11 protein-coding genes are annotated in these 12,264 nt (G+C 28.3%); 10 read left to right on the plus strand and 1 reads right to left on the minus strand.

Annotated features, from left to right (window positions below):
* Positions 1-41: 41 nt before the first annotated feature.
* From ACJA23_RS00400 to rpmA, 4 genes are all read left to right on the plus strand, one after another.
* Positions 42-1,565: a YitT family protein gene (locus ACJA23_RS00400; RefSeq protein ID WP_406614233.1), complete on the plus strand. Its 1,524-nt coding sequence runs from the start codon at positions 42-44 to the stop codon at positions 1,563-1,565.
* Positions 1,566-1,664: 99 nt separating this feature from the next.
* A complete protein-coding gene (locus ACJA23_RS00405) occupies positions 1,665-1,907 on the plus strand; it encodes a hypothetical protein (RefSeq protein WP_406614235.1) in 243 nt (80 codons plus the stop codon).
* Positions 1,908-2,060: 153 nt separating this feature from the next.
* On the plus strand, positions 2,061-2,360 hold the full coding sequence (gene rplU / locus ACJA23_RS00410) for a 50S ribosomal protein L21 (RefSeq protein ID WP_406614237.1): 300 nt from the start codon (positions 2,061-2,063) through the stop codon (positions 2,358-2,360).
* A 7-nt stretch (positions 2,361-2,367) separates the two neighbouring features.
* Positions 2,368-2,628, plus strand: a complete 261-nt coding sequence (gene rpmA / locus ACJA23_RS00415; protein WP_406614239.1) for a 50S ribosomal protein L27 — start codon at positions 2,368-2,370, stop codon at positions 2,626-2,628.
* Positions 2,629-2,664: 36 nt separating this feature from the next.
* Here the strand turns inward: rpmA and ACJA23_RS00420 are convergent, their stop codons facing one another.
* The gene (locus ACJA23_RS00420; protein ID WP_406614241.1) at positions 2,665-3,390 is read right to left on the minus strand and encodes a DNA-processing protein DprA; all 726 of its coding nucleotides are present in this window, start codon (positions 3,388-3,390) and stop codon (positions 2,665-2,667) included.
* A 257-nt stretch (positions 3,391-3,647) separates the two neighbouring features.
* On the opposite strand from ACJA23_RS00420, the gene ACJA23_RS00425 reads away from it, so the two are divergent.
* The 6 genes from ACJA23_RS00425 (at position 3,648) to ACJA23_RS00450 (ending at position 12,254) form a co-directional block, all read left to right on the plus strand.
* Positions 3,648-4,685 carry a 2-hydroxyacid dehydrogenase gene (locus ACJA23_RS00425; protein WP_406614243.1) on the plus strand — a complete coding sequence of 346 codons (1,038 nt, stop codon included), beginning with the start codon at positions 3,648-3,650 and terminating at the stop codon, positions 4,683-4,685.
* Positions 4,686-4,689: 4 nt separating this feature from the next.
* Positions 4,690-5,754 carry an aquaporin gene (locus tag ACJA23_RS00430; protein WP_406614245.1) on the plus strand — a complete coding sequence of 355 codons (1,065 nt, stop codon included), beginning with the start codon at positions 4,690-4,692 and terminating at the stop codon, positions 5,752-5,754.
* 107 nt (positions 5,755-5,861) lie between these two features.
* Positions 5,862-6,617, plus strand: coding sequence for a nuclease-related domain-containing protein (locus ACJA23_RS00435; protein WP_406614247.1), 756 nt, complete (start codon positions 5,862-5,864; stop codon positions 6,615-6,617).
* A complete protein-coding gene (locus ACJA23_RS00440; RefSeq protein WP_406614249.1) occupies positions 6,586-8,712 on the plus strand; it encodes a helix-hairpin-helix domain-containing protein in 2,127 nt (708 codons plus the stop codon). Before ACJA23_RS00435 ends, ACJA23_RS00440 begins: the two co-directional genes overlap by 32 nt.
* 125 nt (positions 8,713-8,837) lie before the next feature.
* On the plus strand, positions 8,838-9,842 hold the full coding sequence (locus ACJA23_RS00445) for an ECF transporter S component (protein ID WP_406614251.1): 1,005 nt from the start codon (positions 8,838-8,840) through the stop codon (positions 9,840-9,842).
* A 15-nt stretch (positions 9,843-9,857) separates the two neighbouring features.
* Complete coding sequence (locus ACJA23_RS00450) at positions 9,858-12,254, plus strand: MAG1360 family OppF-related protein (protein ID WP_406614253.1); 2,397 nt, start codon at positions 9,858-9,860, stop codon at positions 12,252-12,254.
* Positions 12,255-12,264 lie beyond the last annotated feature (10 nt).

Genomic DNA, 12,264 nt, shown 5'->3' on the forward strand with positions numbered 1-12,264 from the left:
AACACAGAAACGAGTTGCAAAATTATTGTAAAATTGTAAATATGAACAACGGTGTACAAAAGGATCATAAAGATCGCCTTGATAAAAAACTACTTAAACCATCACTCAACAACAAAAATGTTATTGAGCGCTATAAACAATGAAAATGACACAAATCTATTAGCCCTAAATCGCTAATAAATGATAATACAGCGAATAAGGTAGCAGAAGCTAAAACTCAAAACGATGATTTAATCATCGAAAAACAAGAGCTCGAGCGCGAAGCTGAAACCTTAAAATACAAAATGGGTGTTTACTTATATAACAATAAAAAAACCAAACTCACCTTTAGCATTTTAGTGCATAGATACTGAAAGCGTGTTTTATTAATTTTTCTTTCTGCATTACTATTTAACATTGGTATTCAACTTTTTTTAAGCAGAGGTGATACCATTCCATCTGGTATTTCAGGGATTCCAACTATTTTACAATATCTATTTCCTATTTTAAAACCATACTTTGCTTTAATCTATTTAGCATGTAATATCCCACTATTTTTAATTTTTGCTCGTAAGAGTAAAAAGAGTTTTATATACCTAACCTTGCTTTTTATGATTTTCCAAATCGTAATTAACTTTGTTTTAACTACTGATGCAATTCAAGAAATTTTCTTAAGAAAAATTCAATTAGTACCGACCAAACCGTTTAATGTGCGAAATAGTTTATATACAACTAATGAAGACACAGGTGTAGGTTTAGAAAACTTAAATTTATTTTTAAAAGAAAACTTTTATCATGTGCAAAAAACTGTTTTAGCAGAACCAAATAAATTTGATTTAGCACTAAACTCACCATTATATCAAGCAATTAAACAAGGCGAGATAACCAAAATTATAAATACTGAAAGCCTAAAAACCCCTTATTTAGAAATTTTAAGAGGTCATTACTATAATTTAGTTGCACCAATTTATTCTCAAGAAGCTGTTATGTACTGATATCTAGACGGTAAAACCTGACCAATATTAATATATGGATGTTTAGGTGCTTTATTTATCGGTATGGGTGTTGCTTTTTCTTGAAAAGCTGGTGGATCAACTGGTGGAACTGATATTGCAGCCTACTATTTTTCTACTAAAAGCAAGAAAAGCATAGCTAATATTTTAACTTCAGTTTCGCTTTTATCAGCTATTATTTTCTTAACAATTTACGCATTTATCAGACCAAATATTAGTCACGAATATATCGGAATGCGTGAAATATCAACATTTTTATATATCGCTGTATCTAATGTTGTTGTTAACATTCTATATCCAAAATACAAAAAGATGAGAATGACAATTGTCTCAAATGACCCACAAAAAATTATTGCTTACTTTAAGGTTATTAATTACTGACACAGTTATAGAATTATAAGATACAAATCAGGATACACAGGGAAATATGCTTTCCAAATCGAAACAGTTGTTTTACTTATGGAAATTAGGAATTTAGTTAATGACTTAAAAGTTATTGACCCTAAAATTTGAATTTCAGTTGAACCAATTTACAGTGTCATTGGACTATTTAATACCCAATATGTTGAATAAACTTATAGTTTTGCCACGCGCAAAACTTTTTTATTCCAATTTTAGTTTAATTTTAGTACAAAAACGAAACTAAAATTAATAACTAGTTGGAGGTAAAATATGAAAATCACAGACTTAAAAGAACTTTCGGATGAACAAGTAAGTAAAGTAAATGTTGGATTTAGTATGTTAGCTCTAGCCGCCGGTTTAACACAACTAGCAACTGCCATTACCCCTATTATAGGTTTAATTAAAAGTATGTTCTCGACACGGGGAGAAATCAAAGGAAAAGAATTCCAATTTAAATGAGATGATAGCAAGACATCTAACTCTAAAACTCTAGATTCATTTATCAGTTTTTAACTTTTAACACTATAAAATCACTCTAAAAAATATGCTTTTTATTTTACAAATAAGCTATATAATAAGTATGTTACACCATGTAACCGTTCTAAATAGGTTTAAGTGCTTTTATGCCACCTCAAAGACGAGCCACTAATGGAGGAATTGCAATTTATGTTCGCAATTATCGAAACAGGTGGGAAACAACTTTTAGTTAAAGAAGGTCAAACAATCTTCATCGAAAAAATCAATGGTGAAGCTGGTCAAGAAGTTAAATTTGAAAAAGTTTTACTTGTTGATAACAAAATTGGAAGACCATATCTTGAAAAAGCTATCGTAACAGGAATCATCGAAAAACAAGGTAAACAACGTAAAATTGTTGTTTACCGTCACAACGCAAAGTCTACTCACAAAAGAAAACTTGGACACCGTCAACCATATACACGTGTTAAAATCACAGGAATTAAAGGTTAATTAGAAAATGGCACACACCAAGGCCGGTGGATCTACCAGAAATGGTCGTGATTCACATTCAAAACGTTTAGGTGCTAAGCTAGGTGATGGACAATTCTGTACAGCAGGGTCAATTATTTACCGTCAAAGAGGTACAAAAATTTTCCCAGGTACAAATGTAATGCGTGGTGGAGATGATACTTTATTCTCAGTTATCGAAGGATATGTAAAATACGAAAGCAGAAGAAACAGAAAGTACGTTTCTGTATACCCTGAAAGAGTAAAATAATTCAAAAACCGCACTGCTGCGGTTTTTCTTATTTTTTTAGATTTGTATGGTATTAATTTTAATTGCTGACTGAAAAAGTAAAGAGTTATGTAAGTCTGTTTTAACAAAGTTTTCAAGAGCAAAAACTGGAGTTTCTTCAAAGCTAAATAATTCACTTAAATAACTGATTTTACTATTAGGTTTAGCTGACAAAATAAGTAGTGCATCTGATATTTTACATGCGATACGATTAGCTTTATAAAAGTGATCTCTTCTAACATGGGTGTTATTTGGAAATTGACTAATAAATAATTCATTTTCTAAATCTACATCCGAATAATTTAACCTACTCAAACCTTCTTTCGCAATATGAATGATTTTTCCACCATTTTCACGATAAAATTTGACTAAATGCTTTTCACTTTTAGCAAAATCATTAGTTACTAGTACTACATTAGTTATTAATTTTTCTTTATTTTCTTCTAAAAATTCATTAGTAACTTCGCTATGTAATTCATCTGTGATATAGTATTTTTTAGGTTTTTTAAGTAAATCAATATTACCTTTATAAAATAGCACTAACGGAGGCATATCTAATTCATTTAGCTTTTTAGGATAATTATCATCAAAAATACTTAAGTGAAATATATCTTGGTCGTGATACTCTTGCATTAGTTGTTTGGTAGCTTGCACTGGTCAGACTTTTGTATCTTGTAGTGCATTAAAAATTAAATAACTGTTACCATAAAATTTGTTTGTTAAATAAAATAGTTTATTTTCCATATTACCTCGATTTATTATTATGAAAAATACAACTCTAAAACTAAAAATGGACAAACATTTCACAAATTTCGGAAAAAGAACAAATATTATGTTAGTAACAAAAATAAAAATATTTTTAGTATAACTAACAAATACCAAAACGCTGGTTTTACTATGGTAAAAATATTTTAATTAAGCCCCTAGCAAAAATTTTCGTAATTATTTAAAAATAATATAATTTTTATACTTGTAAATACAAAGTATTAGGAGAATTTATTATGAAAATTGCTTTCTTTGATGCTAAAGATTACGATATTAAATATTTCGACAAGTACAACGATGGAAGACATCAAATTACATACTTTAAGGAAAATTTAAATCTAAATACAGCGCATTTAGCTAAAGGATATGACGCAGTATGTGGTTTTGTTAACACATACGGAGATAAAGTTATTTTAGAAGTATTATCTAAATTAGGTGTTAAATTCTGATTCCAAAGATCAATGGGTTACAACAAAATCGATATTGCAAAAGCTAACCAATTAGGAATTGAAGTATTTAGAATTTTCAACTATTCAGCTGAAAGTATCGGTGAATTCGCTATGGCTGGATTATTGTCATTAAATAGAAACTTATACAAAGCTCACGATAGAGTTAAAGCTTATAACTTTTCACTTGATGGATTAGATGGTTTATGTGTAGGAAATTCTACAATTGGTGTAGTTGGTTCAGGAAAAATTGGTCAAACATTTATTAAAATCGCTAAAGCAACAGGTGCTAGAGTGTTAGTTTTTGATAGCTTTGCTCAAGAAAACTTCCCACAAACAGCAGAAGCTTTAGGGTTTGAATGAGCTAGTTTCCAACAACTATTAAAACAAAGTGATTTTATTTCAATTCACTGTCCATTATTACCATCAACTAGATACTTAATTGACGATGCTGCTGTTGAAGCTATGAAACCTGGTATGGTATTAATCAACACAGCTCGTGGTGAAATTATGAACATTAAGTCAGTATTAAAAGGACTTAAATCAGGAAAAATTAGAGCTTTAGCTTCTGACGTTTTAGAACGTGAAGAAGGACGTTTCTACGAAGATATTTCAGCTGTTGCTAACGATATTAAAGCAACGGACCCTGACTGAGATGAATTAATTCAAATGCCAAATGTTTTAATTACATCACACCAAGCATTTTTAACCGATTTAGCCTTAACCCAAATTGCAAAAGCTACTTTAGATAATGCTGATAATGCACAAAAAGGAATTTTCGATAACGCTCTAAGAATACTAGAGAACGGAAAGGTACAAAACGGTTAGTTTTATGACACAAAAAAGCTCAAAATCGTCAGATTTTTGAATTTTCTTTAAGAGCTTTTTCTCTTTCTATAAATTAACTCAAGAAAGAAGAAAAAACGCAGAAAAACCAAAAGATATTAGAACATGATTAATTCATGGTGTATCTGAATTTATTGGTACAATTTTTATCGCATTAAGTCTTGCTGGACTTAGCTTATATATTGGAAAAGAAAGTTCTAAAAACTTCACTCCAATTATTATTGAAGATTACTTATTACATCCAATTTTAGTTGGATTTTATGCTGGATTTGTGGTTGTTGCCTTATGTTTATTTATTTTCTTACGTTGAAGCTGTGATTTAAACCCTGCAGTTTCATTTATGAGATATTTAAATGGTACAAATAATGGTTACTATACAACTTACAAAATCTTAATTCAAGCCTTAGGTGGTGTGGTAGCAGGTGCAATTATATTTGCAGTTGGATCTGTAACTGCTCCTGAATTAAACGGAGTTAAAATTTTACCTAACGCACCAATTGATGCTATTTCTGCAGCGAAGAAAGCATTTCCTTTAACAACAACTCCAACAATAGCATCTGGAACAGCATGAATATTCTTTGTCGAATTAGTAATGACTTCAATCTTATTGTTCCCAATTTTCTCACCTAACATTAATAACAAATACCGTGATTTATTCATTATGTTCGTTATTTCAATGTCGGTGTGAATGGGTCTTTTAGGTGGATCTGCAGCAATTAACCCAGCACGTGGTTTATCACAACAACTTCCAGCTTTATTTGTTGGACCTACAAGCGAATCAATTAAAGCTCACGTAAATTTAGCTAAATTTGCTACTTTAGTAAACACTGGTAATGGTGATATTGTTCAAGCAAGCACAACACTATACTATAGCATTATTGCTGGTACTGTAATTATGATTATTGCTGACTTTTTAGCCCCTGTATTTTACTTATTTGTACAAGGAATTACACAGTCACTAATCAACCCTTTAATTGTGAAAATTATCGCATACAAAAACTTTAAATCACAATTTATGACTAAACCTGCTGATTTAGAAAAAGATAAGTAAATTTAAGTTCAATATAAAAATATATTAAAGCCAATAAAACGCTTTAATATATTTTTTTAACGCTTAAAATGCTAAAAAGTTTATAATTAGCATACAAAAGAGGCAAAATGGATAAATTAGAAATTAGTGATACATTAAATAATGTTTTAGTGCTACTACTTACAATCGTTTATACCTTAATTATAGGCGCTATAGTAGTGGTGTTATTTTATTATTGCTATTTTAGTAATAAACAAAGAACTAAGCGTAAAAATAACACACTAGGCTTTCAATTTGAACAAAAAATTAACGAACAACTAGGTTCATATGCTAAAGTCTATAACGCTGAATATTTAGGACAAAATAAATATAAATCTAGCTTTAGTGGTATCACTGAAATTGATGGAATACTAGTATTTAACAAATTTATGGTTGTTGTGGAGGTTAAGTACTATATTGGCCAATTAGTTGGTAATTTATATGACTCAAAAATTCGACTAATTGATACAAAAAACAAAGAAAGAAAAGTACTAAACCCAGTATTTCAAAATAAATCACACATTCAAAAAATTAGAAATTTAACAAGATTTGATGGACCAATTTACAACCTAGTAATTTGCCCTAAAGGAGCTAGTTATAACTTAGCACCTGAAGATAATGGTGTAATGCTAGTTACTGAAGATTATTTAGAAAGACAAATTGAAAAATTTAGCGTTCTAAATCGTAATCAAAATTACAAAGTAGCAGCTGATTTAATTGAAAAACTTAAAATACACAAAGTACTTAAAATGTTTATAGTTCCAACTAAAGAAGCTAAAAAACTAACCAAAAAGTTGAAAAATAAGGAAAAAAATGAATCAACAAGCAATTATAAACGTGTCTAAAAAACTAAATATTTCAGTTGATCAAACTGAAACTGTCTTAAATATGCTAGCAAACGGTGATACAGTGCCGTTTATTGCTCGTTATCGTAAAATGGTTACTGGTGGACTGGATGAAGAACAAATTTACACAATTGAATCATTATATAAATACAATAGCGAACTAAACGACCGTAAAGAAGCTATCTTAAAAATACTAGCTGAAAAAGAACTTTTAACTGATGAATTAAAAGCTAAAATTTTAGCTACCGAAGTAAAAAGCGAACTAGAAGCACTTTATGAACCGTTTAAGGTTGGAAAAGTAACAAAAGCTACTCAAGCTATTAAGTTAGGTTTAGAACCTTTAGCTAAACGTATTTTTACAAATAAAGATCCAAAATTTAATCCACTTGTAGAAGCGAAAAAATATTTAACAGATGAAGTTAAAACAGTTGAATTTGCTATTGAGCAATCAAATTACATTATTGCTCAATGAATTTCACAAGACTTTAATATCAGAAGTGCAATCAAAGAACAAATCTTAAATTATGGTTCTATTATCACAAAAGTAAAAAAAGATGCTCCAGATCCAGATCAAAAATTCAAAAATTACTACGATTATCGTTCACCGATTAAATTTATTAAAAATCATAATATTTTAGCAATTAACCGTGCTGTAAACTTAAAAGTTGTTCAATTAAGCTTTGATTACAAAGAACAATATTTGGAAACTATTATTTTAAAAGTAATTGATAAAACGAGAAACAATAAAAATAATGTTATAGATGCTTTGCATGATTCATTAAAACGTTTAATTTTACCAAGTGTTGAACGTGAAATTTTTAATGATTTATTCGAAAAAGCTGAAAAATCAGCAATAGAAATTTTTTCTAATAATGTTGAAAAATTACTTCTAGCACCAGCTATCAAAAACGTTAATATACTTTCAATTGACCCTGCTTTTGCTAATGGGTGTAAGTTAGCTGCGTTAAACGAAAATGGTGATGTTTTAGGCATTGCAAAAATTTTCCCAAATGCACCACATAAAAAAGTAGATGAAGCTAAAAAAATCACTTTAGCTATGCTTCAAAAATACAAAATCAACATTATTGTAATTGGAAACGGTACTGCTAGCCGTGAAACAGAATACTTTATTGCGAACCTAATTAAAGAAAACAAATTAGATGTCAAATATGCAATTGTTTCAGAAGTTGGAGCTAGTGTGTATTCTGCTTCTAAAGTTGCAATCGCTGAATTTCCTGATTTAGATGTTCAAGAAAGAAGTGCAATAAATATTGGTCGTAAATTTTTAGACCCACTAAATGAGTTAGTTAAAATCGATCCAAAATCAATCGGTGTAGGACAATATCAACATGATTTAAATCAAAAGCAATTGACCCAATACCTTGATTTTAAGGTAGAAAAAGTTGTGAACTTAGTCGGTGTTGATATTAACACAGCAACTAAAGAGATTTTAACTCACATTGCTGGTCTAACACCTAAATTAGCAGAAAACTTAATAGAGCACAGACAACAAAATGGTAGTTTTGCCAACAGAAACGAAATTAAAAAAGTTAAAGGAATTGGGCCTAAATCATTTGAACAATGTATTGGATTCCTTAGAATTTTCAACTCAAACGAATTTTTAGATCGCACATTTATTCACCCAGAATCATATCCATTAGCTAAAGAAATTATTAAGAAATTTAATTTAGTACCAACTAATGAAGGAATTGATGTTTCAAGCATTAATGTTGAAGAAGTTGCTAAATTATTTAATTCGAATAATTATGATGTAGAACTAATTTTAACAGCTCTTAACAAACCTTTAAAAAGGATCGAAAATGATAAACAAGGGTTTATCCTAAAAGATTCAATTTTAAACATGGAAGACTTAAAATTAGGAACAAAAGTTTCTGGTACAGTTGAAAATATTACAGACTTTGGTATTTTTGTATATATTGGAATTAAGCAATCATTATTTATTCATACTTCAGATTTAAAATTGAAAAATGAACAAAACTTATACGAAATGTTTTATCCAGGTATGATTATTAATGCTGAAATTAGTAATCTTGATTTAGAAAGACAAAGAATTAGTGGTATTATCGCTGAATAAGTTTTAAAATACGCATTCATTTAATTAAAAATGAATGCTTTTTTATTGGAGAAAAATTGACATTTTGCCCCAATATTTTGCTTTAAAAATAATAAATATTCAAATATTAATATAAAATTTAATATATGAATAAGTCATCTTTTTTAAATAGCTTTATTGTCATTAAATTCAAAGAATTTAAACTAGCTTCAAGATGAACAATCAGAAAAATGGCGTTTGTTGCTATTTTAATCGCAATGTCAGTTGCTTTTACAGTAGTTTCAGCTCAAATTATGCCATTGATTACACTTTCATCTTATAAAATTAGTTTTATTGGTCTTCCGGTAAAAATTTCAGGTTTTATATTTGGACCTTTAATTGGAATTTTTGTTGGTATAGTTAGCGATATTCTTTCACTGCTTTTTATACCACCTGCCGGCTATAATATCCTTTACACAGTTGCAACTTCGATGAATGGTTTAGTAGCTGGAGTTTTTGGGTTTTATTTCGTCCAATTCATGAATAAAGCTTTTTCAAAAGAATACAGAATACAAGTTATTGCATCCAAAATTACTCGTTTAGGAATGGAATTCCGTGCAGCATTAGCTTCTAATGAGAAAAGACAAGTAGATATTATTGGTTTAAAAATTCAAAAATTATATATTCGTAAAAAATATGTAACAAACGATAACTCAAATCGTTTATTGTCAAATATTTACTTAATTAATGCTGTTATTTTCCTTACTTTAGTTGTAACAATTATGGGTATTATCCAGTTACAAATTCCAGATGTTTATATTTCAAAATCAATTATCCCAAACAAAGCAATCATGCTTGGATTAATGACTTCTGGTATTATGATTATGACAATTTTTGTCATCGTAGCACGCTTTTTTATGTCATTTAGTCGCTACAGTATTTTAGTTCCAATTATTGTTTTTTCTGCATATTTAGAACTAATTAATATTCCACTTTTATCATTTGCGGATTTACATGCACTAGGTCAAGGTGAAACAAGCTCATTTTACTTCTGATTTAGTCAACATATTTTAACTTCACCTATTAAAATTTGATTTAACACTTTTGTTATTTATTACTCATACATTATTATTTCTAAATTAATTAATAAAAATGCGAATTTATCTTACTAATGGTTAAGGAGGAATATGTCAAGAAAATTTAACTACTTTACAATTGGCAATATTTTCGGTCCTGTTGAAAATAATGAACGTATCGAATACTTAAATCTTCCTCGTATCAACGTAAACAAAGGCGAAATAACCGCCTTTTTCATTAGTGAAAAAAATACAGTTTTAACCTTAGAAAACTTAATTGAATTTTTAAGAAATAAAAAAAATAATGTATCTCTTGGGCTTTTTGAGCGTGGTAATTATTACAATGAAAAAAAACTAGTTGTTAATCAAAAAGAAATCAAAGACATAATCACATTTATTGATACTAGAAAACTTTCAAGTGATTTAGAGATAATTACTCCTTTTGTTGATATGTGAAATAGTGGTGTTAATTGTTCGTTAGAACCTGAAATTAATGAAGAAGTAAACACACTACTTAATGAATTTGATTTGCCTTACAAAAACGCGGTTTTTGGTCCACTTCGTGAATTTATTGATAATTTTGCACCTATTATTGAAGAACTAAAACGTTCAACTAACATACTTTTGAGTAGAAAATTTACTAAACAAGCTAATGAATTAGATTTTATTACTGAAGCTTACAAAAAACTGAAAATAGTTAGAGATACAGTTTTTGGGCATTTATTTAAAACCATTGTTACTTTAAGAGAAGTGCACCAAAACTCATATTCAACTTATAAAAAAAGTAATGCAACTAGTCAAAAACAGTTAATTAATGACAGTGAAATTAGCTTAAAGTATATGCGTGATATCAACAAGCATTCAATGACAAAAGTTATTAGTGAGTTAAAATCTAGAGACTATAAATTAGAAATGGATTTTTATCATGAATACATTGAATACATCATGGATTCGGCTGCTAAACAATATGATTTTATTCTTAAAATTATTGATGGTTCTATTGGAAATAACTACTTAAAAGTTAATGCCGTAAGGGATAACAAACATAAATATTATGATATTTTGTTAGAAATTTACGTTTATAAAAAAGTACGTCAAATTATTAAATATTGCAAGAAAACCCTTAAATATTTAAATGAAAATGAAATTTGATCCCTATATCACCAAATTCACTCACAAAGTAAATTAATTATTACTGACGAAAGTTCAATTAAAGATAAAACTCATCGCCAAATTAAAAAAATAATTAAAAATAAAGTTAATATTGAATTCACACATAATTTTTCTAACTTTGTAATTATTGATAAAAATCGTTCAAATGATATCAAACAAAGAATTCAAAAATTAAAACAAGATGTTAAAAACATCAATAACATCAAATTTATGCAAGTAGCTAGTTTTAATAATTTATTAAAACAACATCAATTAGAGCAATTAATTGATTCTTATCGTGCTGAGCGTGAATGAAATACAACTTCACAAAAAAGACTTTTTGGCGCTATTGCTGATGTTAAAACTAAATACATAACTAATTTTAAAAATAAAGAAAAAACTCTTTATAGTATTATCGGAAAATTTTCAGCATATATTGACGAAATTAATAAGAAAGCTTCACAAGCTATAAAAATTAACGAAACCTTTGAAAAATTCAGTGAATTAGTTTTATTTTTTAACAAAGTTAAGTGATTATTTGAGTTGTTTACTGATTTGACTGAATTTACTAACTCAAAATTATTAGTTAATAAAAAAGCAATTGATAAATATATAAATTTGATTAAATTTGCTGGTATTTATCAAAATTTATCTATACCTTATGCACAATTTATTACACCTTACAAAGAACAAAGTTTGATTGAAATTATTCGTTTGAAACTAGCTAAGTACATTTTCTTAAATAAACAAATATTTATGATTCAAGACAATGACATCGATAGCGATTCTGAAGTTAGAAATAATGTTGTTAGAGTCGTAAAAAGAATTATTGATAAGTATCAACTTACCTTTATGTACATTACAAACAATTTGTATCACATTGAAAAACATTTTGATTATGTACACTTTTTTGACAACAACACCTTAATAGAAGGTGGAAAAGTTGATAAGTTGTTTGCTAATCCTATTAATCCTTGAGTTAAAAGGTTAATAAAAAATAGAAGTTTAACTTACTTTGAACCTGCCAAAGATCCTTTATATATTCATGATAATATTATTTATTTAGATGACGATGAGCGTTATATTTATGCTACGTATGAAAATTATTTAAGATGAACTAATCAATTAACTAGACATCACCATGCTGAAAATAGCCATGAAAAGCATGCATCAAATACAGTTGAAATTGATTTTGTTGATAGTAATGATCAATTGGAATTTGATTTAACCGACTATCAAGAATTTGATAGTGATAAAATTTTAGATCTTCAATCAGATAAAAAGTTATTTAATGAACTAAAAACTAACCCACAAGAACCTTTAAATAAAGATGAAATTAACGAAAATGCCTTTTAGTATGATACAA

The organism is Mycoplasma corogypsi (assembly GCF_045276875.1).
Taxonomy (GTDB): Bacteria; Bacillota_I; Bacilli_A; order Mycoplasmatales; family Metamycoplasmataceae; genus Mycoplasmopsis; species Mycoplasmopsis corogypsi.